General features: G+C 62.8%; 26 protein-coding genes, 1 tRNA gene and 1 pseudogene. 8 read left to right on the top strand and 20 right to left on the bottom strand.

Annotation, left to right across the window (positions count from 1 at the left end):
* Positions 1–56 precede the first annotated feature (56 nt).
* The 6 genes and pseudogenes from IRZ56_RS23485 to IRZ56_RS10635 all read left to right on the top strand — a co-directional run.
* Positions 57–1,325, top strand: a pseudogene (locus tag IRZ56_RS23485) (HAMP domain-containing protein); the annotation flags it as partial.
* 102 nt (positions 1,326–1,427) lie between these two features.
* Positions 1,428–2,183: a methyl-accepting chemotaxis protein gene (locus IRZ56_RS23480; RefSeq protein ID WP_419183257.1), complete on the top strand. Its 756-nt coding sequence runs from the start codon at positions 1,428–1,430 to the stop codon at positions 2,181–2,183.
* A gap of 69 nt (positions 2,184–2,252) precedes the next feature.
* Positions 2,253–3,200, top strand: a complete 948-nt coding sequence (locus IRZ56_RS10650; protein ID WP_196144907.1) for a cation diffusion facilitator family transporter — start codon at positions 2,253–2,255, stop codon at positions 3,198–3,200.
* Positions 3,201–3,320: 120 nt separating this feature from the next.
* Positions 3,321–5,090, top strand: coding sequence for a phosphoethanolamine transferase CptA (locus IRZ56_RS10645; RefSeq protein ID WP_196144906.1), 1,770 nt, complete (start codon positions 3,321–3,323; stop codon positions 5,088–5,090).
* Positions 5,091–5,573: 483 nt separating this feature from the next.
* The gene (locus IRZ56_RS10640; RefSeq protein ID WP_196144905.1) at positions 5,574–7,124 is read left to right on the top strand and encodes an amino acid permease; all 1,551 of its coding nucleotides are present in this window, start codon (positions 5,574–5,576) and stop codon (positions 7,122–7,124) included.
* A 75-nt stretch (positions 7,125–7,199) separates the two neighbouring features.
* The gene (locus tag IRZ56_RS10635) at positions 7,200–8,495 is read left to right on the top strand and encodes an NAD(P)/FAD-dependent oxidoreductase (RefSeq protein ID WP_196144904.1); all 1,296 of its coding nucleotides are present in this window, start codon (positions 7,200–7,202) and stop codon (positions 8,493–8,495) included.
* Between the two features lie 195 nt (positions 8,496–8,690).
* Here IRZ56_RS10635 and IRZ56_RS10630 read toward each other — a convergent pair.
* The 18 genes from IRZ56_RS10630 to IRZ56_RS10545 all read right to left on the bottom strand — a co-directional run bounded on the left by IRZ56_RS10630 (position 8,691) and on the right by IRZ56_RS10545 (position 22,326).
* Positions 8,691–8,766 (bottom strand) — tRNA-Lys (locus tag IRZ56_RS10630).
* 63 nt (positions 8,767–8,829) lie between these two features.
* Entirely contained in the window at positions 8,830–9,504 is a 675-nt protein-coding gene (gene queC / locus IRZ56_RS10625) for a 7-cyano-7-deazaguanine synthase QueC (protein WP_196144903.1), read from the bottom strand.
* A gap of 15 nt (positions 9,505–9,519) precedes the next feature.
* A complete protein-coding gene (queE, locus tag IRZ56_RS10620; RefSeq protein ID WP_196144902.1) occupies positions 9,520–10,167 on the bottom strand; it encodes a 7-carboxy-7-deazaguanine synthase QueE in 648 nt (215 codons plus the stop codon).
* 160 nt (positions 10,168–10,327) lie between these two features.
* The gene (gene ybgF / locus IRZ56_RS10615) at positions 10,328–11,134 is read right to left on the bottom strand and encodes a tol-pal system protein YbgF (protein ID WP_196144901.1); all 807 of its coding nucleotides are present in this window, start codon (positions 11,132–11,134) and stop codon (positions 10,328–10,330) included.
* 6 nt (positions 11,135–11,140) lie between these two features.
* Positions 11,141–11,641, bottom strand: a complete 501-nt coding sequence (gene pal, locus IRZ56_RS10610) for a peptidoglycan-associated lipoprotein Pal (protein ID WP_084854489.1) — start codon at positions 11,639–11,641, stop codon at positions 11,141–11,143.
* Positions 11,642–11,695: 54 nt separating this feature from the next.
* Positions 11,696–12,967, bottom strand: a complete 1,272-nt coding sequence (tolB, locus tag IRZ56_RS10605) for a Tol-Pal system beta propeller repeat protein TolB (RefSeq protein WP_230381166.1) — start codon at positions 12,965–12,967, stop codon at positions 11,696–11,698.
* Positions 12,968–12,993: 26 nt separating this feature from the next.
* Positions 12,994–14,070: a cell envelope integrity protein TolA gene (gene tolA, locus IRZ56_RS10600; RefSeq protein WP_196144899.1), complete on the bottom strand. Its 1,077-nt coding sequence runs from the start codon at positions 14,068–14,070 to the stop codon at positions 12,994–12,996.
* Positions 14,070–14,522: a protein TolR gene (gene tolR, locus IRZ56_RS10595; RefSeq protein ID WP_084854486.1), complete on the bottom strand. Its 453-nt coding sequence runs from the start codon at positions 14,520–14,522 to the stop codon at positions 14,070–14,072. Before tolR ends, tolA begins: the two co-directional genes overlap by 1 nt.
* A gap of 14 nt (positions 14,523–14,536) precedes the next feature.
* Positions 14,537–15,232 carry a protein TolQ gene (gene tolQ / locus IRZ56_RS10590; RefSeq protein ID WP_084854485.1) on the bottom strand — a complete coding sequence of 232 codons (696 nt, stop codon included), beginning with the start codon at positions 15,230–15,232 and terminating at the stop codon, positions 14,537–14,539.
* A 2-nt stretch (positions 15,233–15,234) separates the two neighbouring features.
* On the bottom strand, positions 15,235–15,687 hold the full coding sequence (ybgC, locus tag IRZ56_RS10585; protein ID WP_196144898.1) for a tol-pal system-associated acyl-CoA thioesterase: 453 nt from the start codon (positions 15,685–15,687) through the stop codon (positions 15,235–15,237).
* A 125-nt stretch (positions 15,688–15,812) separates the two neighbouring features.
* Complete coding sequence (gene ruvB / locus IRZ56_RS10580; RefSeq protein WP_196144897.1) at positions 15,813–16,859, bottom strand: Holliday junction branch migration DNA helicase RuvB; 1,047 nt, start codon at positions 16,857–16,859, stop codon at positions 15,813–15,815.
* Positions 16,856–17,473: a Holliday junction branch migration protein RuvA gene (gene ruvA / locus IRZ56_RS10575; RefSeq protein WP_084854482.1), complete on the bottom strand. Its 618-nt coding sequence runs from the start codon at positions 17,471–17,473 to the stop codon at positions 16,856–16,858. Before ruvA ends, ruvB begins: the two co-directional genes overlap by 4 nt.
* 109 nt (positions 17,474–17,582) lie before the next feature.
* Positions 17,583–18,107 carry a crossover junction endodeoxyribonuclease RuvC gene (ruvC, locus tag IRZ56_RS10570; protein ID WP_084854481.1) on the bottom strand — a complete coding sequence of 175 codons (525 nt, stop codon included), beginning with the start codon at positions 18,105–18,107 and terminating at the stop codon, positions 17,583–17,585.
* Positions 18,108–18,296: 189 nt separating this feature from the next.
* Positions 18,297–19,049 (bottom strand): YebC/PmpR family DNA-binding transcriptional regulator, encoded by a 753-nt coding sequence (locus IRZ56_RS10565; RefSeq protein WP_196144896.1) that lies wholly within the window; start codon positions 19,047–19,049, stop codon positions 18,297–18,299.
* 108 nt (positions 19,050–19,157) lie between these two features.
* Positions 19,158–20,933 (bottom strand): aspartate--tRNA ligase, encoded by a 1,776-nt coding sequence (gene aspS, locus IRZ56_RS10560; protein WP_196144895.1) that lies wholly within the window; start codon positions 20,931–20,933, stop codon positions 19,158–19,160.
* A gap of 94 nt (positions 20,934–21,027) precedes the next feature.
* A complete protein-coding gene (locus IRZ56_RS10555; RefSeq protein WP_196144894.1) occupies positions 21,028–21,249 on the bottom strand; it encodes an FmdB family zinc ribbon protein in 222 nt (73 codons plus the stop codon).
* Between the two features lie 93 nt (positions 21,250–21,342).
* Positions 21,343–21,669, bottom strand: a complete 327-nt coding sequence (locus IRZ56_RS10550; protein ID WP_196144893.1) for a ribbon-helix-helix domain-containing protein — start codon at positions 21,667–21,669, stop codon at positions 21,343–21,345.
* Positions 21,670–21,852: 183 nt separating this feature from the next.
* Positions 21,853–22,326, bottom strand: a complete 474-nt coding sequence (locus IRZ56_RS10545) for a Dps family protein (RefSeq protein WP_084854477.1) — start codon at positions 22,324–22,326, stop codon at positions 21,853–21,855.
* A 264-nt stretch (positions 22,327–22,590) separates the two neighbouring features.
* Between IRZ56_RS10545 and IRZ56_RS23290 the strand changes: the two genes are divergently transcribed.
* Positions 22,591–23,184 carry a cold-shock protein gene (locus IRZ56_RS23290; protein WP_196144892.1) on the top strand — a complete coding sequence of 198 codons (594 nt, stop codon included), beginning with the start codon at positions 22,591–22,593 and terminating at the stop codon, positions 23,182–23,184.
* A 48-nt stretch (positions 23,185–23,232) separates the two neighbouring features.
* On the opposite strand, the gene IRZ56_RS10535 is transcribed toward IRZ56_RS23290, so the two are convergent.
* Both IRZ56_RS10535 and IRZ56_RS10530 read right to left on the bottom strand, forming a co-directional pair.
* Positions 23,233–23,439 (bottom strand): SlyX family protein, encoded by a 207-nt coding sequence (locus tag IRZ56_RS10535; protein ID WP_196144891.1) that lies wholly within the window; start codon positions 23,437–23,439, stop codon positions 23,233–23,235.
* A 3-nt stretch (positions 23,440–23,442) separates the two neighbouring features.
* Entirely contained in the window at positions 23,443–23,862 is a 420-nt protein-coding gene (locus IRZ56_RS10530; protein ID WP_196144890.1) for an HIT family protein, read from the bottom strand.
* Between the two features lie 707 nt (positions 23,863–24,569).
* Here IRZ56_RS10530 and IRZ56_RS10525 point away from each other — a divergent pair.
* Positions 24,570–25,886 (top strand): OprD family porin, encoded by a 1,317-nt coding sequence (locus IRZ56_RS10525; RefSeq protein WP_196144889.1) that lies wholly within the window; start codon positions 24,570–24,572, stop codon positions 25,884–25,886.
* The last annotated feature ends 80 nt before the right edge of the window (positions 25,887–25,966 follow it).

The following is a 25,966-nucleotide window of genomic DNA, read 5'->3' as shown; positions in this document are numbered from 1 at the left end:
GCCGACAACGCCCGCGCCTGACGCGGGCGTTGTCCTTGACGAGAAGGAAAGCTCCCATGTTCCTGCGCCGCCTCTCCATCCAGTGGAAAATCACCCTCCTCGCCGGCCTGTGCCTGCTGGCCATCGTCGCGTTGCTGGTCGCCACCTCCCTGACCCAGGCCAGACGCAGCGCGACCGACGTCTTCCAGGCCAATACCGAGTTGCTCGACCACAGCGCCCGCCTACGCCTGCAGGCCCATGCCGAAACCCAGGCCCTGCGCATCCAGCGCTATTTCATGGACGCCTACCAGTACGGCAATGGTTTCGCCCGCCTGGTGCAGGTGCTCAGGACCCGCGGCGGCGACGACCTGCGCACCGAATTGAACGCTCAAGCCCGCGCAGCCCTGGCCGGCAACCGCGACCTGATCGGTCTGTACCTGGTATTCCAACCCAACGCACTGGACCAGCAGGATGCCCGCTTCATTGGTCAGGATGCCCAGGGCAGCAACGACAGCGGACGCTATTCGCTGTACTGGTCGCAGCCCAGCCCCGGCACGCTGGAGTCGGAGACGATGCCCGAATCGATGCTGGCCGACACCCGTACCGCGGCCAACGGCTCGCCCTACAACCGCTGGCTGACCTGCCCGCTGGAAACCGCCAAACCCTGCGTGCTCGACCCGTATTTCGACGAGGTCAACGGCCGCCAGGTATTGATGACCAGCATCGCCCTGCCGCTGCTGGACAACGGCCAGGTGGTCGGCGTGGTCGGCCTGGACATCGGCCTGGACAACCTGCAGCAACTGAGCCTGGCGGGCCGCCAGGAGCTGTTCGACGGCCAGGGCCAGGTCAGCATCGTCAGCCCTGCAGGCCTTCTGGCCGGCCATAGCCAGGATAACGCACAGTTGAGCAAGACGGTGACCCAGGCCTACGGCGAACAGGCGCGTGAGCTGGCGGCGTCGATGGCCGCCGGCCAGCCGGTGGAACAGCTTGAAAACGGCCTGATGCGCATCTCCCGCCCATTCGCGCCGATTCCCGATGCAACGCCCTGGCACGTGCTGCTGGAACTGCCGGAAGCCGTCCTGCAGGCACCTGCGGTGGCGCTCAATCAACGCCTGGACGCACGCAACCAGGCCGCCAACCTCACCAGCCTGCTGGTCGGCCTCGCGGCCGCGGTGCTCGGCCTGCTGCTGGTGTGGCTGACCGCCCGCGGCGTAACCCGGCCGATCCTCGCCGTGGCCGAACGCCTGCGCGACATCGCCAGCGGTGAAGGCGACCTGACCCGACGCCTGGATTACACCCGCGAGGACGAACTGGGCCAGTTGAGCGGCTGGTTCAACCGCTTTCTCGACAAGCTCCAGCCGGTGATCGCCCAGGTCAAGGGCTCGCTCCAGCAGGCCCGGGGCACGGCCGACCAGTCCGCCGCCATCGCCAGCCAGACCAGCGGCGGCATGCAGCAACAGCAGCGGGAAATCGAACAGGTGGCCACCGCCGCCAATGAGATGAGCGCCACCGCCCAAGACGTCGCCCGCAACGCATCCCAGGCGGCCCAAGCCGCGCGCGGCGCCGACCAGGCCACCCATGAAGGTCTGGAACTGGTGGCCGTGACCCGCCAGGCCATCGACCGGCTGGTGGCGGACATGGATGCCGCCATGGAGCAGGCACGCGCCCTGGCCGGACGCAGCGAGCAGATCGGCACGGTACTCGAGGTGATTCGCACCATCGCCGAACAGACCAACCTGCTGGCGCTGAACGCCGCCATCGAAGCCGCCCGCGCGGGCGAGGCCGGTCGCGGCTTCGCCGTGGTCGCCGACGAGGTGCGCGGCCTGGCTCAACGCACGCAGGTCTCGGTGGAGGAAATCCGCCAGGTGATCGAAGGCCTGCAGCAAGGCACCCACGATGTGGTCGGCGCCATGCACGAAGGTCAGCGCCAGGCCCGCGACAGCGCCACGCGCATGGAACAGGCCCTGCCGGCCCTGCAGCGGATCGGCGAAGCGGTGGCGGTGATCAGCGACATGAACTTGCAGATCGCCTCGGCGGCCGAGGAGCAGAGCGCGGTGGCCGAGGAGGTCAACCGCAACGTCGCCGGCATCCGCGATGTGACCGAGTCGCTGTCGGGCCAGGCCGACGAGTCGGCGCGGATCAGCCAGGCGCTGAACCGCCTTGCCAACCAGCAACAGGCCTTGATGGAACAGTTCAAGGTATAGCCGCCCTCCCCCTGAGCGGGCTTGGCCCGCGCCCACAGGGGGCCGGTGAAATCAGACATGGAGCCCATGATGGGAAAACCGTTTTTCGACCTGACGAGTGAACAGGGCGTGCTGCGCACGTCCATCGCCGTCACTTTGTTCATCGCTGTGATCGGCATTGCCTTCGGCCTGGCGTCAGGCTCGTTCTCGATCGTCTTCGACGGCGTCTACTCACTGGTGGACGCCAGCATGAGCGGGCTGTCGCTGGTGGTGGTCAAGCTGATCACCTCCCACGCCCATGCCGAGCGCATGTCGCGCAAGCTGCGCGAGCGCTTCACCATGGGCTTCTGGCACCTGGAGCCGATGGTCCTGGCGCTCAACGGCATCCTGCTGACCGGCGTGGCCGCCTACGCCCTGATCAACGCCATCAGCAGCCTGCTCGAAGGCGGCCGCGACCTGGAGTTCGGCGTGGCCTTGGTGTATGCCGCGGTCACCGTCGTCGCCTGCCTGGCCATCGCCATCGCCGAGGCCCGCGCCAACCGCACGCTCGGCTCGGACTTCGTGCGCATGGACGTCAAGGGCTGGGTGATGTCGGCCAGCATCACCGCCGCCTTGCTGGTCGCCTTCTGCTTCGGCTATCTGGTGCAAGGCACCGAGTGGGCCTGGCTTTCACCCTACATCGACCCGGCCGTGCTGGCCTTGGTGTGTCTGGTAATCATCCCGCTGCCGATGTCGGTGGTGCGCCAGGCGCTGGCGGACATGTTCCTGGTGACCCCGAGCGACCTCAAGCAGCACGTCGATGACGTGGCCCAGGCTTTCGTCGGGCGGCACGGCCTGCAGTCGTACCGCGCCTACGTAGCCAAGGTCGGTCGCTCGCGGGAGATCGAGCTGTACTTCATCGTGCCGACCACCATGGCCGCCCGCACCATCGCCGAGTGGGACGCCCTGCGCGACGAGATCGGCGAAGCCATCGGCGGCGAAGGGCCGGACCGCTGGCTCACGGTGGTATTCACCGGCGATCCGGAATGGGCCGAATAAGCGCCAGACCACTGCTTTTTCCATGAACGATTGACGTTATTTTCACAGCCGCTCCATTAGCGTCGCAGCCTTCCCGGCAGCCGGCACACCCGGCTGCCATCAAGGTTCGACGAGGCGCACGTGGCAAGCACTACCCCAACAACACGAAAAGGCATCGACTGGGCCGGCCTGGGCTGGCTCCTGCTGTTCTTCTGGTATTTCTCAGGCGTCACCCAGGCGCTGCTGATGTTCAGCGGCACCACCGGGTTTTCCGGCTTCCGTGACTCGCTTTTCCTCAGCACCCTCTGGTTCGCCCCGGTTCTGCTGCTGCCGCGCTACACCCGCACCCTCAGCGCGGTGATCGGTGTGGTGCTCTGGGCCGCCTCGCTGGTGGGCCTGAGCTACTTCGGCATCTACCGCCAGGAGTTCTCGCAGAGCGTGATCTTCGTGATGTTCGAGTCGAACACTGCCGAAGCCGGGGAATATTTCAGCCAGTACTTCAGTGTCGGGCTGTGCCTGGCGCTGGCGCTCTATACCGTGGTGGCGGTACTGCTGTGGAAGCGCGTGCGCCCGGTCACCCTGCCCCTGCGCAGCCGGGCGCCGCTGGTGATCCTGCTGCTGGCGGCGAACCTGGTCTACCCCTTCTATAAACAGATGGTGACCCAGCAGCGCAACTTCGCCGATGCCCTGGAAAAGGTCCAGCTACGCATGGAGCCTGCGGTGCCCTGGCAATTGCTGGTCGGCTACCAGCAATACCGCCAGCAGTTGGACAATATGCAGAAGCTGCTGGAGCAGAACGCCTCGCTGCCGCCGCTGCAGGGCCTGAAGGACAGCAGCGGCGATGCGCCGCGCACCCTGGTGCTGGTATTGGGCGAGTCGACCACGCGCGAACACATGCACCTGTACGGCTACGGTCGGCCGACCACACCCAACCTCGACGCCCTGGCCAGCGCAGACAAGCAACTGACGGTATTCCGCAACGTGGTGTCGCCGCGGCCCTACACCATCGAGGTGATGCAGCAGATCCTGACCTTCGGTGACCAGAAGAACCCGGACCGCTTCCTGACCGACCCTTCGCTGATCAACCTGATGAAACAGGCAGGCTACAAGACCTTCTGGATCACCAACCAGCAGACGATGACCAAGCGCAACACCATGCTCACCACCTTCTCGCAGCAGACGGATGCGCCGGTCTACCTGAACAACCAGCGCAACCAGAACGCCAGCCAGTACGACGAAGTGGTGCTGGCGCCATTCGAAAAAGCGCTGCAGGACCCCGCACAGAAGAAGTTCATCATCGTCCACCTGCTGGGCACCCACATGGACTACCGCTACCGCTATCCGGATGCGTACGAGCGCTTCAAGGACAGCCAGGGCGTGCCTGCCGGCTTGACCCCCAGCCAAGTGGAAACCTACAACTTCTACGACAATGCGGTGCTGTACAACGACCATGTAGTCTCCAGCCTGATCCAGCGCTACTCGGCGTCGACGCCCAATGGGTTCCTGCTGTACCTCTCCGACCATGGTGAAGACGTCTACAGCTCCGGCGACCATGACCGCCTGGGCCGCAACGAGAACGCGCCGACCCGGCCGATGTACACCATCCCATTCCTGTTATGGACCTCGCCAAGTTGGCAAGCCGACCACCCTCGCGACCTGCAAGCGATGACCGACCGGCCCTATAGCAGCTCGCACCTGATCCATACCCTCTCGGACCTCGCCGGGCTCAGCTATGACTGTTTCGAGCCGGCCAAGAGCTTGGTGAGCCCACAGTTCATGGTGGCGCCGCGCTGGATCGGCGACCCGTACCGCAAGGACGGCCTGCGCGAGTTCGACCAGCTGCCGCAAGACAACCCCGTGCACGAACAGAAAACCGCCATCACCAGCCGCGCCCAGCCCCACGAAGGCTGACCTCTCCCCCCGGCCCGCCCATCCTGAGCGGGCTTGCCCCGCGATCGGGCTGCAACGCAGCCCTCTCTATGCCTCCCTCTCCCCACAGTATCCCATCTCATAAGATGAATTTTTTTCCTGTCATTTTGATAGATTCAATCGTCAAAACGCACAAATCGACACAGGCAAATTACATTTTGACGCTATGCGACCCGCAAAAGGCGCTCTAAACCGGCATTTCGCCATATGACCAATCAGTCACCCTAAAACCTGCCAGAACCCAACTTCATTCCAAAACAGAATGATTTAGTGCCTAAAGGTCGTTTGTTGGTCAGCACTTCGCAGGCCGATACTGACCCCGGTCAATGAAATCGCCCGCCATTCGTGGCGAGCGAATTCTTGAACCTTGGGCCGTACAGCCTGGCCCGCGCGAAGCACGACGCGCCAGCCAGGGCAAAACAAGAACAAAAAACTCAAACTGAACGCAGGTCAAATAGGTTGCCCATGACCCATTCCAATGAACACGCACGTTCGACCACCGCGGACAAGCCCGCGGGCCATCTGAAACGCACCCTCAACAGCCGCCACCTGAACATGATCGCCATCGGCGGCTCGATTGGCACCGGCCTGTTCGTGTCTTCCGGCGCCACCATCGCCCAGTCAGGCCCCGGCGGCGCCCTGCTCTCCTTCGCGATCATCGGCCTGATGGTGTACTTCCTGATGACCAGCCTGGGCGAATTGGCTGCCTGCATGCCGGTCAGCGGCTCGTTCTCCACCTACGCCTCGCGGTACGTGGATGAAAGCTTCGGCTTCGCCCTGGGCTGGAATTACTGGTACTCCTGGGCGGTGACCATCGCCGTGGACCTGGTCGCCGTGCAGATCATCATGGCCTACTGGTTCCCGGACACACCTGGGGTGCTCTGGAGCGCGGTGTTCCTGGGCCTGTTGTTCGCCCTGAACGTCGCCTCGGTGCGCTTCTTCGGCGAGACGGAGTTCTGGTTCGCGCTGATCAAGGTGATCACCATCATCGCCTTCATCATCATGGGCGTGCTGATGCTGATGGGCATCGTCGAGGGTGGCCAGGATGGCGGTGCGCACCTGTGGCAGATCGGCGACGCACCGATCGCCGGCGGCCTGCCTGCGCTGATCGGCGTGGCCATGATCGTCGGCTTCTCGTTCCAGGGCACCGAATTCGTCGGCATCGCCGCCGGGGAAACCGAGAACCCCGGGCGCAACATTCCCAAGGCGGTGCGCCAGATCTTCTGGCGCATCCTGCTGTTCTACGTCTGCACCATCATCGTGATCGGTCTGCTGATCCCCTACACCGACCCACGCCTGCTCAAGGACGGCCTTTCGGACATCACCATCAGCCCCTTCACGCTGATCTTCCAGAAGGCCGACATGCTGGCCGCCGCGGCCATCATGAATGCCGTGATCCTGACCTCGGTGCTCTCGGCCGGTAACTCCGGGATGTACGCCTCCTCGCGCATGCTCTACAGCCTGGCCGTGGAGCGCAAGGCGCCCGCACTGTTCGCCAAGGTCACCCGCTCGGGCACACCGGTGTGGGCCTTGCTGGCGACCTCGGTGGTGGCCGGCCTGTGCCTGCTGAGCTTCCTGTTCAGCCCCGGCAAGCTCTACCTGTGGCTGCTCAACACCTCCGGCATGCTGGGCTTCATCGCCTGGCTGGGCATCGCCATCAGCCATTACCGCTTCCGTCGCGGCTACAAACTGGCGGGCCATAGCCTGGACAAGCTGCCCTATGTCTCGAAGTTCTTCCCGTTCGGGCCGTTCTTCGCCTTCGCCCTGTGCATGGTGGTGATGCTGGGCCAGAACTATCAGGCGTTCATCGGCGATCGCATCGACTGGATGGGTGCCACCGCGACCTATATCGGCCTGGTGCTGTTCGTGGTGATGTGGCTTGGCCACAAAGTGATCACCCGCTCGCGCATCGTTCGCTACCGGGACATGGATTTCAGCGTTATCGAGGTTCGCCGCCGACAAGCGCGCACCAGCACCGAAAACGACGCCAGCGGCCTGGCGATCACCAGCCCATAAACGTCCGCCTGACCTTCCTTTGTTCACAGCGCCGGGCAACCCTCGGCCCGGCGCCACTACCGCATGGACCGAGCGATGAGCACCGACTTCCTTCAATCTTTCTACGAAGCCACCGTCGATCGGGTTGCGTACCCGGCCCACACCGGCCGCACCGATACCCGCGTCTGCATCCTGGGAGGTGGGCTGGCAGGCCTGTCGACCGCTCTGGGCCTCGCCGAGCGTGGCATCACCGACGTGGTGGTGCTGGAGTCGCACCGGGTGGGGCATGGTGCATCCGGGCGCAACGGCGGTTTCGTCTTCGGCGGCTATAGCCTGGGCAACGGCGACCTGCTCGACACTCTGGGTGCACAAGAAGCGCGGCGCCTGTACCAGCTGACGCTCGACGCGGTCGAGCTGATCCGCAGCCGAGCCCGTCACTACAGCATCGACTGCGACCTGGTGGACAAAGGTGTGATCCTGGCCAACTGGTTCAATGACCCGTCGCGCCTGGAGAAACCCCGCCAGCTGATGAAAGAAGCCTACGGCGTCGAGTGGGAATACATCGCGCCTGGCGAGCTGAAGGAAATGCTCAAGACCGATCGCTATTACGGCGGGCTGCTCGAACGCAATGCCTTCCACTTTCATCCGCTCAAATACGTCTGCGGCGTGGCCCGAGCCCTTACCGAGCTCGGCGCGCGCCTGTTCGAACAATCCCCCGTACTGGCCATCGAAAAACGCGCCGGCAAATATGTCGTGCAAACCGAGGGCGGCGAAATCCACGCCGAAGAGGTTGTGTTCTCCGGCGGCGGCTACGCCCGTGGCGTCTATCGCCCGGTGGAACGCGCGGTGCTGCCCATCGCCACCTATGTGGTCGCCACCGAGCCTCTGGGTGAGCGACTGAAGGACGCGATCGCCTGCGAGTCGGCGATCTACGACACCCGCTTCGCCTTCGACTACTACCGCCCGCTCAAGGACAGCCGCATCCTCTGGGGCGGGCGCATTTCCATCCTCGATCGCGGCCCCGAAGCCATCGCCAAGCTGCTCAAGGCCGACCTGGCCACGGTCTACCCCCAGCTCGAGGACGTGGACATCGACTTTTCCTGGGGTGGCCTGATGAGCTACGGGCGCCATCAGATGGCGCAGATCGGCCAGGACGACAACGGCATCTGGCATGCGGTAGGCTTCGGCGGCCACGGCATGGCGCCCACCACGGTGGCGGGCGAGGTGCTGGCCGACGCCATCGCGCGCAGGTTACCCGTACCGGCAGGCTTCGGGCAGTTCGGCCTCACACGCACCTTTGGCGTCGCCGGTTTGCTGGCGGCGCAGGCGACTTATACCGCGTACCAGGCGATCGATGCGTTCGATGCACGGCGGCTGAACAAGGCCGGCTGAGGCAGGGTTCGTCGGACGATGGAATCGCGGATGGGTTTGTGAGGATGGCGATGCGACGGTCCGGGTGGGCAGTTCAGAATGGCAAGGGCTTCGCCCTTGATCGCGGGGCGAGCCCGCCTCTACAGAAGGCAGGGTGACAGGCTCAGATGCTGTGAAAATGAAAAAGCCCGCCTTGAAAGGCGGGCTCTTCGTATATGGTGGGTCGTGTAGGATTCGAACCTACGACCAATTGGTTAAAAGCCAACTGCTCTACCAACTGAGCTAACGACCCGTTGGATGGCGCGTATAATACTGATTTCTAACGGGAAATCAACACCCCATCGCAACTTTTTTTTTAAAAATATCGCGTCGGGTCCTCGACACCCGCCGCCTTGAAGCCCTCGGCGCGCAGGCGGCAGCTGTCGCACTTTCCACAGGCACGGCCGTCGTCGTCAGCCTGGTAGCACGATACCGTCAGGCTGTAGTCCACGCCACGGGCCATACCCGCCTGAACGATCTGCGCCTTGCTCAGGTTCTGCAGCGGGGCCTGGATCCGGAAGCCCTGCCCTTCCACGCCCGCCTTGGTGGCCAGGTTGGCCATGCGTTCGAACGCCTCGACGAATTCGGGGCGGCAATCCGGATAGCCCGAGTAATCCACGGCGTTCACACCGATGAAGATGTCCCGCGCCTCCAACACTTCCGCCCACCCCAGGGCCAGGGACAGGAAGACAGTGTTACGGGCTGGCACGTAGGTGACCGGAATGCCTTCACCCGGCGCCTCGGGCACATCGATGCTGGTATCGGTCAGGGCCGAGCCACCGATGCCGTCGAGGTTCAGGCCGATCACCTTGTGTTCGACCACACCCAGGTCCCGGGCTACCCGCGCTGCGGCGTTCAGCTCGGCGCGGTGGCGCTGGCCGTAATCGAAACTCATGGTGTAGCAGCTGTAGCCTTCGGCCTTGGCCATGGCGACCACGGTGGCCGAGTCCAGGCCGCCGGACAGCAGGATTACCGCGCGTTTCTCACTCATCTCATACTCCTCGTTTCAGCGTCCTGGCTCGTCGTTCCACAGCAGTTTGTGCAACTGCAGTTGGAAACGCACGGGCAGGTTGTCGGCGACGATCCAATCGGCCAGGTCGGTGGCATTCACCTGGTGGTGGCTGGGCGAAAACAGCACTTCGCCCGCGCGCTCGGCCAGGTTGTACTGGATCAGTTTCGAGACCGCCCAGTCGTAGTCCTCGCGGGAACAGATCACGAACTTGACCTGGTCGTTACGGGTCAGCAGTTCGATGTTCTCGTAACGGTTACGGTGCGACTCCTCCGAGCCCGGGGTCTTGAGGTCGACCACGCGGCTTACGCGGGTATCGACGCGGGCGATATCCAGGGCACCGCTGGTTTCCAGGGACACCTCGTAGCCGGCATCGCACAGGCGCTGCAGCAGTGGCAACACGTTGGGCTGGGCCAAGGGTTCGCCCCCGGTCACGCAGACATAGCGCGGCCGGAAGCCCGCCACCTGCTCGAGGATATCGTCAAGGGTACGAAGGGTACCGCCGCTGAAGGCGTAGGCACTGTCACAGTACTGGCAGCGCAAGGGGCAGCCGGTGAGACGCACGAATACGGTAGGCAGCCCCGCCGTTCGTGTTTCACCCTGCAACGAGTAAAAGACTTCGGTGATGCGTAATGTGTCTTGCATGGTCGCCACGGGCGTGACAGCTAAACAGGCTGTCCGCCTCCGTCAGGCACTGGCACGGACTCGACATAGCGTTATCCGCAACAGCGTGTTTACGAAAAAAGGGCCAAGATTCTAACGAAAAAACCCGCGACAAGCGCGGGTTTCTTTCGTCAGGCGATATTCAGAGCTTTTGCAAGTCGCGCTGGGCCAGTTGCGCGGCGGAGGTGCCGGGGTACTGGGTGATGACCTGCTGCAGGATGCCCTTGACCTTGTCGGTGTGGCCCATGCGGCGCTCGACGTCCGCCAGTTTATACAGCGAATCAGGCACCTTGCTGTGCTTGGGATACAGCTGGCCGACCTTGGCGAAGGCCTGGCTGGCACCTTGCAGGTCGCCCTTAGCCAGGTTCACCTCGCCAAGCCAGTACTGGGCGTTGCCGGCGTACTGGCTGTTGGGGTACTTGCGCAGGAAGGCGGCGAAGGCCTGGCTGGCCTTGTCGAAGTCCTTCTGCTTGATCAGGTCGAAAGCGGCGTCGTAATAGAGCTTCTCTTTCGCCGGATCACCGGGTTCGCTGCTGGCAGCCGGCTGTTGGGCAGCGGCGCCAGCGGCAGCACCGGCGGCGGCATTGGCGGCACCACCGGTGGAAGAATTCTCGGGAGCCTGGGCAGGCGCGGCACCACTGTTGATGCGGCTGTCCAGATCCTTGTAACGCTCCAGGCTTTCCTGCTTCATGCGGGCCACATCGTTCTGCAGCTCTTCGATGATGCCCTGCTGGCGGGAAATCTGGTCCTGCATCTGCTGCAGCTGCATGAACAGCTGGCCCTGTGCAGAGGCAGGGGTCGAAGCCCCTGCCCCGGCATAGGCGCCGCTCGTGCCATAACCCGCAGGCGGATAGCCGCTTGCGTTGTCATCTACTACGGGAACCTCAGCCCAGGCCGCAAGCGGCAGGCTGAGTGCGAGGACGGTTACAGCACGACGGCACATACGCATAGGAACTTACTTACGCAGTTCTACGCGACGGTTCTGAGCCCAGGACTGCTCGTCGCCACCAGTGGCAACTGGACGCTCTTCGCCGTAGGAAACCAGTTCCAGCTGAGCAGGGGAAACGCCCTGCAGAACCAGGTAGCGCTGAACGGCCTTGGCACGACGCTCGCCCAGAGCCATGTTGTACTCGCGAGTACCGCGCTCGTCGGTGTGGCCTTCCAGGACAACGCGGTTGCCGTTGGCTTTCAGGTCCTTGGCATGAACGTCCAGGGCGCGCATGGCTTCTGGCTTCAGGTCCGAGCTGTCGTATTCGAAGTAGAAGGTGGTGATTGCGCGCAGGGCGGCTTCTTCGCTCAGGCTGCCGTCAACAGCGCCGGTGTTGGCACCGTAGCCAGCGTTCGGGTCAACAGCGGCGCCTTCGCCAGCGTTGTCACCGCCCTTGGAGGAGCAACCTACAGCTACGGCCATGGCCAGAGCCAGCGCAGCGAATTTACCAAACTTCAGCATTTCCATCGTGAAACTCCTAATGAAACCCCAGTGTGTTAAGCAAATAGTGTTACGCCGCAATCAGTTCAGGTAAGGGGACCAGGACGGTTCTCTGACTTCGCCTTGCGCGGTAGGAAGCGGGAGCCTCACGCGTCCGTTGAGAGAGACGAGCATCAAGACTCCCCGGCCCTGCTGGCGGGTGGCGTAGATTAGCATGGTGCCGTTTGGCGCAACAGTGGGAGACTCATCAAGACTGGTGTCCGAAAGAATCTTTACACTTCCGCGCTCCAGGTCCTGGGCGGCCACCTTGAAGTTGGTGAAGCCCTGTTGGCGATGGATCATCACCAGGGTCTTCTCATCGGCGGACAGTTTCGGGTTGGCGTTGTAGTTACCCACGAAGGTCACGCGCTCGGCGCCACCACCATTGACGGAGGTCTTGTAGACCTGCGGCTTGCCGCCACGGTCGGAGGTGAAGTACAGGGTGTTGCCATCCTTGCCCCAGAACGGCTCGGTGTTGATGCCAGGGCCGGCGGTGACGCGGCTGATCTGGCGCGAGCCCATGTTCATCACGTAGATGTCCGGGTTGCCGTCCTTGGACAGCACGAAGGCCAGGCGCGAACCATCCGGCGACCAGGCCGGAGCACCGTTGAGGCCTTCGAAGTTGGTGACCTGCTCACGGCGACCGGTGTCGATGTGCTGGACGAAGATACGCGGGCGCTTCTGCTCGAACGAGACATAGGCGATGCGCTTGCCGTCCGGCGCGAAGCGCGGCGACAGGATCGGCTCGCGGGACTGCAGCAGGGTCACGGCGCGGGCACCGTCGTAGTCCGAGCGCTGCAGGGTGTAGCGGGTGTTGTTGGCAGAGAAGCGCTCGGCGGTCACGTACAGCATACGGGTGGAGAATGCACCCTTGATGCCGGTGAGCTTCTCGAACGATTGGTCGGCGATGTAGTGCGCCATGTCGCGCAGCTGGTCGACGCCGCCGGCGACGCTGCCGGTCAGCACTTGCTGCTCGGTGGCGACGTTGAACAGGGCGTACTGCACCTGCAGGCGACCGCCGGCCGGCACGATGCTGCCGACCATCACGTACTGGGCGCCCAAGGCCTTCCAGTCGCGGAAGATCACTTCGCTGGCCTGGCTCGGCTGGCTGATCATGTTCTGCCGTGGGATGGGCGAGTAGTAACCGGAGTTGCGCAGGTCATTGCCGATGATCTCGGCCATGTCTTCCGGCAGCACGCTGCCACCCTGCAGGCCGAACGGCACCACCGCGATCGGGGTCGCCCGGTCGCTGCCGCTGGTGACCAGGATGTTCTTTTCCTCTGCCACGGCCATACCTGCCACGCAGCAGAGCATGACCAGCAGTCCTTTCAGACGTTTAATCACAACGCAAGATCCTCAGGTGTAAATGTCATCTTGAATGAACGATACGGATTGAACTCGTTCGGCTTCAAGCCCTGCATTTCGGTCAAACGACCAATGTTCTTCACCGCTGCCACCGCCGAGGCGTCGAACGGGCCGTCGCCGCTGGAGCGCGCCACGCTGACATTGGTGATGGTGCCATCGGGCAACATGTTGATCTGCAGGACTACCGTCATGCCCCTGCGTGCGGACGGCGGACGTGCCCAACCTTCGGCTGCCCGCATGCGAATCAGGTCGTCGAAATCGCCGGCCACTTCATCGCCACGCTCATCGGCCAGGGCCTGCTGCCGCTCGGTGGTGTCGGACAACAGCTCGGCCAGGGCCTGGGCTTTCTTGTCCTCCGCTGCCTTGCGGGCCGCTTCCTGGGCCTTTTTCTTCTGGGCATCCGCTGCCGCCTTTTTCTTGGCGTCTTCGGCTGCCTTCTTCTTGGCCTGCTCGGCCGCCGCTTTCTTCTTGGCGTCCTCGGCTGCTTTCTTCTTGGCGTCCTCGGCGGCTTTTTTCTTCGCCTCCTCGGCTGCCTTCTTCTTGGCTTCTTCCTCGGCCTGCTTCTTCGCCTCCTGCTCGGCCTTCTTCTTGGCGATGTCAGCCTGCTGCTTCTCGGCGGCCTTCTTCGCCTCCTCGGCTTTCTTGGCCTCGGCGGCCTTCTTGGCTTCGGCGGCCTTGGCAGCCTCTTCGGCCTTCTTCGCCTCGGCAGCCTCGCGGGCCTCTTCGGCCTTTTGAGCGGCGTCGGCTTTCTTTTGTTCCGCGGCCTTGATGGCTTCCTGCTCGACCTTCTTCTGTTCCAGTTGCTCGACCTCGGTCTGGCGCGAAGCGGTTTTCTTCGCTTCCCCGGCGATCTTCTGGTTGGTCTGGGTGGTCGCCTGGCTCTTGGATTTGAGCTGGTAGAGCGTGGCCTGGACGATTGGCTTGGACGGCGGCAGCTCAGGCGTCATGGCGAAGCTGACGAACAGCATCGCGAATACCAGCACATGCAGGCCGATGGCCCAGACACTGGGCCAGAAGTAGCTTTCCGAGGCGGATGGCTCTCGCTGTTGCATCAGGGCGCCTCGGTAATCAGGCCAACGTTACCGACACCGGCCTTCTGCAACCCACCCATGGCGCCCATGACCGCGCCGTAGTCGACGGCCTTGTCGCCGCGGATGAAGACCTGGGTCTGCTTGCCCTGGTCACGACCGGCGGCAATGATCTTGGTCACCGCGTCGGTCATTTCCGGCAAGGTCATGGCCTTGTCCATCTGCTTGTCGGTGTCGACCTCGCTGCCGAGGTTCCAATAGTAGGTCTTGTCGGCCTTGATCGAGATGGTCAGGATCTGAACGTTGTTGTCCTGGGGCAAGGCTTCGCTGGAAACCTTGGGCAGGTCGACCTTCACGCCCTGGTTGAGCATGGGAGCGGTCACCATGAAGATGACCAGCAGCACCAGCATCACGTCGATGTAGGGCACCACGTTCATCTCGGCGACCGGCTTGCGTTTGTGGCGAACTCGGGCCATGGGCTTCTACCTGATCACTCTTCGCTGGTGTGTACTTTGCGGTGCAGGATCGCCTGGAACTCGTCGGCGAACGTGTAGTAACGGCCGATCAGCACTTCGCTGCGGGCCGAGAAGCGGTTGTAGGCGATGACGGCCGGGATCGCGGCGAACAGGCCGATCGCGGTGGCGATCAGCGCCTCGGCGATACCCGGGGCCACGGTGGCCAGGGTCGCCTGCTGGGCAGAGGCCAGGCCGCGGAAGGAGTTCATGATGCCCCAGACGGTACCGAACAGGCCGATGTACGGGCTGGTGGAACCGACAGTGGCCAGGAACGGCAGGCTCTGCTCGAGCTTCTCTTCCTCGCGGGAGATGGCCACGCGCATGGCACGGCCCACGCCTTCCATGACCGCGTCCGGGTCGACGCCCGGCTGCTGGCGCAGGCGCGAAAACTCCTTGAAGCCAGCGCGGAACACCTGCTCGACACCGGAGTCCGGGTCTGGGTTGCTGCCTGCCTGGCGGTACAGCTTGGACAGGTCGATGCCCGACCAGAAGCGCTCCTCGAAGGCATCCAGCGCACGACGACCGGCGCGCAGCATAGTGCTGCGCTGGAAGATCATGATCCATGAGGTGACCGAGGCTGCCACCAGGGTCAGCATCACCAGCTGCACCACGATGCTGGCATTGCTGACCAGACTCCACATGGAGGTATGGTCGACGACGTTAGCTTCCACGCTTATTCTCCTGCATTCGATTGAGTACCCGTGCCGTCCGCCAGGAAGGCGTCGCGCAGCTCTTGGGGTATGGCCCGGGGTTTGAAAGTGTCGGCGCGCACGGCGGCCACCAGGAACTGCCCCTCGCAGAGCAGCGTTTCATCCTTTTCCCGCCAGACCTGCTGCACGAAGCGCAGGCTGGCGCGATTCAATTCAAGTACTTGCGCGCTCACCCGCAACGCGTCGTCCAGCCGCGCCGGCGCGTGGTAGCGCGCTTCGCTGGAATGGACCACGAACAGCAGGTTCTGGCCTGCCAGCTCGGCCTGGGAAAACCCCAGGTGCCGCAGCCGCTCGGTGCGTGCACGCTCCATGAATTTAAGGTAATTGACGTAATACACCACGCCACCTGCGTCGGTGTCTTCGTAATAGACGCGACAGCGGTGGGCGAACGGTTCCAGGCCTTTTTGCGCGCGCATACTCTAGTGCTTACTCCTCAGCTTGCCAATCCGCCCCGGCAACTGTTTTTGCATCGATAATGTCTTATTGCCAGCGCCACAGGGGCGTGCCAGCGGTAGGACCACGAAAACCCCGATTCGATCTGTCATTCATCGTCGGGATCGGAAAATTCGCCACCTTCGGCAAAGCGGCCGGGAATGTTCAGGCCGAAATGCAGGTAGGCATGGCGGGTGACCACACGCCCGCGTGGCGTGCGCATGATATAGCCTTGCTGGATCAGGTACGGCTCGAGCACATCCTCGATGGTATGGCGCTCCTCGCTGATGGCCGCCGCCAGGTTGTCGACCCCCACCGGGCCGCCGTCGAACTTCTCGATCATGGTCAACAGCAGGCGGCGGTCGGAATGGTCGAAACCACGCTCGTCGACATCCAGCAGGTTCAGCGCCATGTCTGCCACTGCCTTGGTGATCTCGCCCTTGCCGCGCACCTCGGCATAGTCGCGCACCCGGCGCAGCAGGCGGTTGGCGATCCGCGGGGTACCGCGGGCACGGCGGGCGATCTCGTAGGCGCCTTCGTCCTCGATCGCAAGGCCCAGGATATTGGCCGAACGGCTGACGATGGTGGCCAGGTCCCGGTTGCTGTAGAACTCCAGGCGCTGGACGATGCCGAAGCGATCGCGCAGCGGGTTGGTCAGCATGCCGGCACGGGTAGTGGCGCCGACCAGGGTGAAGGGCGGCAGGTCCAGCTTGATCGAGCGGGCCGCCGGCCCTTCGCCGATCATGATGTCCAGCTGGAAATCTTCCATCGCTGGATAGAGCACTTCCTCGACCACCGGGGACAAGCGGTGAATCTCGTCGATGAACAATACGTCATGGGGCTCGAGGTTGGTCAGCATGGCCGCCAGGTCGCCCGGGCGCTCCAGGATCGGGCCTGAAGTGCTCTTGACCGACACGCCCATTTCCTGGGCGATGATATTGGCCAGAGTGGTCTTGCCAAGGCCCGGCGGGCCGAAGATCAAGGTGTGATCCAGGGACTCGTTGCGCCCACGGGCCGCCTGGATGAACAGCGCCATCTGCTCGCGCACCACCGGTTGGCCGATGTATTCCTCCAGGCGCAGCGGGCGGATCGCACGGTCCTGGATTTCTTCGCGGTCGCGCCCGCTGGCGGCGATCAGTCGGTCGGCTTCGATCACTTGGTAATCATCCCTTTGAGGCTACGGCGGATCAGCTCCTCGCTGCTCAGGCCAGCCTTGTCCTTGATCGCCGATACCGCCTTGCTCGCCTCCTGGGGCTTGTAGCCCAGAGAGACCAAGGCGCTGACCGCATCGGCTTCGGCCGTTGAGGCACTGCTGACCGGCAGCGGGCCATCGGACACCAGCGTGAACATGGCAGGCGAGGTTTCCCAAGCCTTGAAGCGGTCCTTGAGCTCGACCAGCAGGCGCTCGGCGGTCTTCTTGCCGACCCCCGGCACACGCACCAGGGCCGATGTATCCTGGGCCTGCACGCAGCGCACCAGCTCGTCCACTTCAAGCCCCGACATCAGCGCCAGGGCCAGCTTCGGCCCTACTCCGTTCAGCCGGATCAGTTCGCGGAACAGCTCGCGCTCGCGCTTTTCGGCGAAACCATAGAGCAGGTGCGCGTCTTCACGCACCACCAGATGGGTATGCACGGTCACCGGCTCGCCGACCTTGGGCAGGCGGTACAGGGTGGTCATCGGCACTTCCAGCTCGTAGCCGACGCCGTTGACGTCGATAATCAGGTGAGGCGGCTGTTTTTCCGCCAGGGTGCCGCGCAAACGTCCAATCACGTTCCGATCCTTCCTCTCGGGGAGCCGGTCGAAGACCGCTCAACCCTATCAGCAAATGCAACGGGTGAATGTTTCACCCGGACAAAATTTGTATCTGCGCATGAAGCGCTCAAAGACGCAAGCGCCCACCTCTTCGCCGCGCCGTGGCCAGGCCATGGGGCACCAGGCTCGAACGGGTATGGGCATGGCACAGGGCGATGGCCAAGGCATCGGAGGCGTCGACCTGCGGCTTTTGCGTGAGCTTGAGCAGGTGCATGACCATCAGCATCACCTGCTCCTTGTTGGCACCACCGGTGCCTGCCACAGCCTGCTTGACCTGGCTGGCGCTGTACTCGGCGATCTCCAGGCCCGCCTCGGCAGCGGCGACGATAGCCGCGCCTCGCGCCTGGCCAAGCTTGAGGGCCGAGTCGGCATTGCGCGCCATGAACACCCGCTCGATGCCCATGGTCACAGGCCCGTGTTGGCGGATGATTTCGCTGACACCGCGAAACACGATCTGCAGGCGCTCATGCAACTCGCCGCTACCGGTGCGGATACAGCCAGACGCCACATATTCGCAGCCACGGGCGGTCTGGCGCACCACGCCGAAACCGGTGATGCGCGAGCCGGGGTCGATACCAAGAATCAGAGTCATAACGCCTGCAATAGATAAAGAATACGACGCGCGCGGCCCCTGAGGCTGCTTTGCAGCCCTTTCGCGGCACAAGGCCGCTCCTACAGACATCGCGCCGACCTTGAAGAACGTCGCTGTATCTGTAGGAGCGGCCTTGTGCCTCGAAAGGGCCGTAGGCTCAACGAGCCATGCCAGGATAAACCAGATACCTTAGCCGAGTTTTTCCATGATCTCGTCGGAGATCTCGGCATTGGAGTAGACGTTCTGCACGTCATCCAGGTCCTCGAGCATGTCGATCAGCTTGAGCACCTTCTCGGCCCCTTCCTGATCCAGCTCGGCACTGGTGGTAGGCTGCATCACGATCTCGGCGTCCGAAGCCTTGAAACCGGCTTCCTCCAAGGCGTTGCGCACCGCATAGAAGCTGTTGAACGAGGTGAAGACATCGAAGGAGCCGTCATCGTTGCTCACCACGTCGTCGGCATCGGCTTCCATGGCCGCTTCCATCAGGGCTTCTTCGTCCACACCCAGGTCGGCGGCGAAGCTGATTTGCCCCTTGCGTTCGAACAGGTAGGCCACCGAGCCGTCGGTGCCCAGGTTGCCGCCGCACTTGGAGAAGGCATGGCGCACGGCAGCCGCGGTACGGTTGCGGTTGTCGGTCATGGCCTCGACCATGATCGCCACGCCACCGGGGCCGTAGCCTTCGTAGCTGAGCTCTTCGACGTTGTCGCTTTCATTGGTACCGGCACCACGGGCCACGGCGCGGTCGATGATGTCGCGGCTCATGTTGGCGCCCAGGGCCTTGTCCAATGCCAGGCGCAGGCGTGGGTTGGAGGCCGGGTCAGCACCGCCCTGCTTAGCGGCGACGGTCAGCTCGCGGATCCACTTGGTGAAGATCTTGCCTCTCTTGGCATCCTGGCGTTCTTTGCGGTGCTTGATGTTTGCCCACTTCGAATGACCAGCCATAACGTCTCCAAATCCTTCAAACAGAAACAGGTTCCGCCCCGAAGGGCGGAACGCGAGAAAACAGCGCCGAAGCGCGTGGGCGCCTCCACCGGGAAGCGCCCGGGCCGATTATTCGACCTTGGTCTGCTCGCGCAGACGGATGTGCAGCTCGCGCAGGGCCTTGGCGTCCACCAGGCCAGGGGCCTGGGTCATGACGCACGCGGCGCTCTGGGTTTTCGGGAAGGCGATCACTTCACGGATCGACTGGGCGCCGGTCATCAGCATGACCAGGCGGTCCAGGCCGAAGGCCAGGCCACCATGGGGCGGCGCGCCGAACTTCAGGGCATCGAGCAGGAAGCCGAACTTCTCCTGCTGCTCTTCGGCACCGATGCCCAGCAGGCGGAATACGGCCTGTTGCATTTCCTTGCGGTGGATACGGATCGAACCGCCACCGAGCTCGGTGCCGTTGAGAACCATGTCGTAGGCACGGGACAGAGCGCCGGCCGGGTTGGCCTCGAGCTCTTCCGGGGTGCACTTGGGCGCGGTGAACGGGTGGTGCAGCGCGCTGAAGCTGCCGTCGTCGTTCTCTTCGAACATCGGGAAGTCGACGACCCACATCGGGGCCCACTCGCAGGTCAGCAACTCGAAGTCGTGGCCCAGGCGGATACGCAGCGCGCCCAGGGCTTCGCTGACGATCTTGGCCTTGTCGGCACCGAAGAACACGATGTCGCCATCGACCGCACCCACGCGATCGAGGATCACGTTGAGGTTGGCCTCGGGGATGTTCTTGACGATCGGCGATTGCAGGCCTTCGACGCCCTTGGCGCGCTCGTTGACCTTGATGTACGCCAGGCCCTTGGCACCGTAGATGCCGACGAACTTGGTGTACTCGTCGATGCGGCTGCGCGGCATGCTGGCGCCGCCTGGCAGGCGCAGGGCGGTGACGCGGCACTTCGGATCGTTGGCAGGGCCGGCAAAGACCTTGAAGTCGACATCCTTGAGCTGGTCGGCGACGTCGACCAGTTCCAGCGGGATACGCAGGTCAGGCTTGTCGGAGCCGTAGCGGCGCATGGCCTCTTCGTAAGTCATGTGCGGGAATTCGCCGAACTCAAGATCCAGGACTTCCTTGAACAGCTTGCGGATCATGCCTTCGGTCAGGCCCATGATCTCGGACTCGTCGAGGAAGCTGGTCTCGATGTCGATCTGGGTGAATTCCGGCTGGCGGTCGGCACGCAGGTCTTCGTCACGGAAGCACTTGGCGATCTGGTAGTAGCGGTCGAAGCCGGCGACCATCAACAGCTGCTTGAACAGCTGTGGCGATTGCGGCAGGGCGAAAAAGCTGCCAGCGTGGGTGCGGCTCGGCACCAGGTAGTCGCGGGCGCCTTCCGGGGTGGCGCGAGTCAGGATCGGCGTCTCGACGTCGAGGAAGCCGTTCTCGTCCAGGTAGCGGCGGATGCTGCTGGTGATGCGCGAACGCAGGCGCAGCTTGTCGGCCATCTCCGGACGACGCAGGTCGATGAAGCGGTAGCGCAGGCGGGTTTCCTCGCCCACGTCAGAGTATTCGTTGAGCGGGAACGGCGGGGTTTCGGCCTCGTTGAGGACGGTCAGCTCGTAGCCCAGCACTTCAATGGCGCCCGAAGCCATGTTCGGGTTGACCGCGCCTTCCGGACGCAGGCGCACCTTGCCGGTGATCTGCACGACGTACTCGCTGCGCACGCGGTCGGCGTTGGCGAAAGTCTCGGCGCGATCCGGGTCGAAGACGACCTGGGCCATGCCTTCGCGGTCACGGATGTCGAGGAAGATCACCCCGCCGTGGTCGCGGCGACGATGGACCCAGCCGCAAAGGGTGACTTCCTGGCCGTCCAGGCGCTCGTTCAGTTGGCCGCAATAATGGCTGCGCATCATGATGGTGGTTTCGCTTCTCGTGATTCGTGTATTCGGTGGAGGTCTGGCCGCCCTGAGGGGCTAATACTGCAAGACCCGGTCGCTGCAATTCAACTCAGTCGGCCTTGTCGCCGCCTGCCAGATTCTTTTTCGCCCCGGTCTTGAAATCGGTCTCGTACCAGCCGTTACCGCTCAGGCGGAAACCGGGTACCGACAACAGCTTCTTCAGCGCCGGCTCTTGGCACGCCGGGCAATCGGTCAGCGGCGCGGCGCTGATCTTCTGCAACACTTCCATCCGGTGGTCGCAGGATGCACATTGATAGTCATAAAGGGGCATGGGTGTCTCTCTTCAACCACAACGCTGACTGCCGGGGGCAGTAAAAAGCGGGATTATATATGGTTAAGGACAGCCGTGCAGCCCGCCTGGCGATCAGCGCATGCTGGGCGGATCGAGCAGCCAGGCCACGCAGATCACCCGGATCAACCCGCTGAAGTTGCGCACCCCGCCATGACGCAGGTGCACTTCCCGGTCCACATAGGACAGCACCGCGCTTACCGTACACTGGTTGGCCTCGGCGATCCGCTCCAGGATCCGCCAGTAGACCACCTCCAGGCGCAGGCAGGTAGCAAAGCCGTTGAGCCGGACCGAGCGCGAGACCGGCCGGACCTGCATCATGTCGAAATCCGTCCCGAACGGGTCGATGCACTGCTTGCCTGGCCATTTCCCCTGGCAAGCGCTGCGCTTGCCTTGTTGCATCCTTATATCCACCGAACCGCTCCATTGCCTGGGAAGACACCCAAGTGCCTGCGCACGAGGGACAGGCCCAATAAAGCGCCGAAGGCGCCTGGAGAGCAGTGGCAAAACCTTCCTCAAGGAAACGAAAAGGCCTGGTTCCTGTGCAGGAACCAGGCCTTGCGAACGCCTGTCGCCAGCAGGCGATCAGTTGCCGTCGAGCAGCACGCGCAACATCCAGGCGGTTTTTTCATGCACCTGCATGCGCTGGGTCAGCAGGTCGGCCGTCGGTTCGTCGCTGACCTTGTCGACCACCGGGAATATGCTGCGCGCGGTGCGCACCACCGCTTCCTGGCCTTGGACGAGCTGGCGGATCATCTCGTCGGCCGGTGGCACGCCCTCTTCTTCCTTGATCGAGGAGTGACGTGCATAGAAGGCATAGGAGCCAGGAGCCGGGAAGCCCAGGGCGCGGATACGCTCGGCGATCGAGTCGACCGCCAGGGCCAGCTCGTTGTATTGCTCCTCGAACATCAGGTGTAGCGTACGAAACGATGGGCCGGTGACGTTCCAATGGAAATTGTGGGTTTTCAGATACAGCACGTAGGTATCCGACAGCAGGCGAGAAAGCCCATCGACGATGGACTTGCGGTCTTCTTCGCTGATACCGATATCGATTGCCATGGATCTCTCCTTCTCACAAGGCTTGGTCATCAAGCGGGCATCACAAACTGTATCAGACCCACCCGTTCCTGCCCGTGATCCAGGGCAATCCATCCCTCGCGGTTTGAGAACCCCCTGCCTTTGCTGTTAAATAGGCACCGTGCCACCCGTGCGGACTGTCATTGCCGGGTGCATAGGCTGCCAACCGTGTGATCGCGCCTTACACCTGCGCACCACCCTGGCAGCTCTTCCTGTGATCGGCCTTATCAATGTGAGCCCACTCAAATGTTCAAGATCGTCCATCTGGTGACGGGCGTGGCGGCTTTGCTGCTATCGCTCATACCCAGCCTCAAAACCGAAGCAACGCCGTTCCTCCAACAACCCGAAGCCGTCTACCTGGCCTTGCTCGGCCTGCTCAACCTGCTCTTGGCACCGGCCCTGCCGCACTACTACAAAGGCCTGCGCCAGCAACTGCAATACCTGGCCTGCGCCCTGCTGGTGCTGGCCGTGATCTTGCAGACCATTACCCTGCTGGCCCGCCCGGAGCTGGGCGACCTGCCGGCCCTGCTCTGCGCCGCCGTCGCTGTCGCCCTGCACCTGGGCGCAGGCTTCGCCCGCAGCATCGGCAAGCCCCGCGCCAGCCAGGGCGTCGCCCAGGATGGCGGCAAGCGTGATACTGGCACGGTCAAGTGGTTCAACACCTCCAAGGGTTTCGGCTTCATTTCCCGCGACTCGGGTGACGATATCTTCGTACACTTTCGCGCCATTCGTGGCGAAGGGCATCGTGTGCTGGTCGAAGGCCAGCGCGTGGAGTTCTCGGTGATGCACCGCGACAAGGGCCTGCAGGCCGAAGACGTGGTCGCGGTCTCCCGCCGCTGACCCTGGGCGGTGATGGCGTAGCGGCTTGCCCGCCACGCCATTGCCGCTTCAATAATGAGGCGGCGGCGCCTCTTCTCCCTCACTGCCGTACTGCCCCACCATCTCCTCGTAGCGCTTGATCAACTCGGCCACCTGCAATTGCAGGCGCTCGATCACCCGGGCCTGCTCGACCACCACGTCGTTAAGCGCCTGGATGGTGTCATCCTGAAACGCCTGGCGGCTTTCAAGCTCGACGACTCTCGACTCCAGCGACATGGTTCAGACCTCCTTGAAGTCATCGTTCAATACCGCACGCAGGCGCTGGCGGATCGCCTCGACCTGCTCCGAGGTATAGTCAGCCGCAGGATGGCGCCCCCACACCGGCGCCGGCCAGGCGGCATCGTCGCGGCGGCGAACGATGACATGCATGTGCAGCTGGCTGACCACATTGCCCAGGGTGGCCACGTTCATCTTGTCGGCCGCGAAGCACCCCTTGAGGGTTTCGGCCAGGTAGGTGGTTTCCTTCCAGAGCTGCTGTTGATCGGCCTCGCTCAACTCGAACAGCTCGCTGACCTCGGCGCGCCGCGGCACCAATATGAACCAGGGGTAATTGGCATCCTTGCTCAGCAGCAGGCGGCACAGCGGCAGATCTCCCAACACCAGGGAATCCTGTTGCAGACGCGAATCCAGGACAAACACGGCAAACCTCCTCAAGACAAAACAGCCCAGCGGGCAATGCGGGCCAATAACGCAAGGATACCCTGCTTCAGCACCCAGACAGGAGCACTGTCGTGCCCACCTCGGTAACACTGCGCTACTTTTCGCACCAAAAAGAGGCCCGCCCGCGCGATACGCCCCACTGCTTTCTACCCGGATTAACAAATGGCGGTAACACATTGACTTCAATGACAGGTTTTATTGCGGGCACTGGCCGCCACTCTTGGCACACCATCAGACATGCCTCGCTCCGTGTTTGCGGAGGTTTTCTCGCTTGGTCCGCAGCGGATGTGAAAATTTCATGAAGCGTTCGTGATTTTGAGCACGCTTGTTGCATTCCCTGTCATTCAAGTCGGCACGATGCCTGCAACCGGCAGGTACGCGACAAATAACAACAGCGGCATGGATATCCAGGGAGTTTCTCTTCGTCCATTTATGTTTGTTACATATTTGTTACGAAAGTGATAACGGCGCTGGCGTTGTACGCCCCTGAAAAGGGCGTGATTTGCGACACGGATCTCACTAAAAGCGACATTGTGAAAAAATTATAAAAAGGTTGTTTTTTCCGATATCGCAAAGAACAGTCAGCGTGATATACATTTTCGCCGACATAAAAAGAAAGCGCTGCCCCTATAACTAAAAAACCTGGGCGCAGCGGTACTCTTCCTAAACCAAAGGAGCAAATCACGATGCGCGTGATGAAGTGGAGCATGATCGCCCTGGCCGTCGCGGCAGGGACCTCGCAGCTGGCCCTGGCCTCTTCGCAGGATGAATCCAAAGGTTTCATCGAGGACAGCCAGCTGAATGTCAAGACCCGTATGCTGTATTTCAGCCGTGACTTCCGTAACAATGACCGGGATCCCGTTACCGGTGACCGTCAGAGCCGCGTGGAAGAGACCGGCCTAGGTTTCGTGGGCACCTTCGAGTCCGGATTCACCCAGGGCACCGTAGGTGTGGGTGTGGATGCGATTGGACTTCTGGGTGTCAAATTGGACAGCGGTCGCGGCCGCGCTGGCACAGGCTTGTTCCCAATCGGAGAAGATGGCCGCGCGCAAGATGACTACTCTGAAGCCCATGGTGCCGTCAAACTGCGCATCTCCGACACCGTTCTGAAGTATGGCGGACAATTCACCGCCTTGCCGGTCTTCGCTACCGACGACAGTCGTCTGCTACCGGAAGTCGCCGAAGGCTTCCTGTTGACCAGCAACGAAATCGAAGGCCTCGAACTGAATGCCGGCCATTTCACACGCCTCAACGCTCAGGCCCAGACTTATAAGGACAGCATCGGCGGCCGCGACAGCGACACCGGCATCAAGAACCCTGGCCTGACAGAAGCCAACATCGTTGGCGGTACTTATGCCTTTAGCGATAACCTGAGCACCAGCCTCTACTACTCCAAGGTAGAAGACTACTGGCGCAAGTACTACGCCAACGTAAACTGGGCTCTGCCAATCTCCGACAAGCAAGGCTTGGTGTTCGACTTCAACATCTATGACACCAAGAGCGATGGCGACCGTGCTCGCGCCTTCGATGGCGACAAACTCGACAACCGTGCGTTCAGCCTTTCGGGCGCTTACAACATTGGCGCACACACCTTCACCTTGGCTTACCAGAAAGTGACCGGTGACGGCGACTACGCCTACGGTATCGACGGTGGCGGCACCATCTTCCTGGCCAACTCCGTTGCCCGTTCCGACTTCAACGCCGAAGACGAGAAGTCCTGGCAGGCTCGCTACGACCTGAACTTCGCCGAGTACGGCATCCCAGGCCTGACCTTCATGACCCGCTACGTGCGCGGTACCGACGCCAACGTCGCCGGCACCAGCAACGGCAAGGAATGGGAACGCGACATCGACATCAAGTACGTGCTGCAGGAAGGCCCGGCGAAAGACCTGAGCTTCCGCGTACGCCAGGCTACCTACCGCTCCTCCGATGGCGTCTACTACGGCTCCCCATCTCTGGACGAACTGCGCCTGATCGTCGAGTACCCGCTGAGCATCCTGTAAGCCCACCGGCTTGCACTGCCCCGCACTGGAAAAGCCCGGCGATCGCCGGGCTTTTTCTTGGCTGACAAGCGCCCCGCCCT

This window comes from Pseudomonas guariconensis (genome assembly GCF_015680235.1).
Taxonomy (GTDB): Bacteria; Pseudomonadota; Gammaproteobacteria; order Pseudomonadales; family Pseudomonadaceae; genus Aquipseudomonas; species Aquipseudomonas guariconensis_A.
Note: the sequence above shows the minus strand (reverse complement) of the source record. Positions and strands in the feature narration are given on the sequence as shown.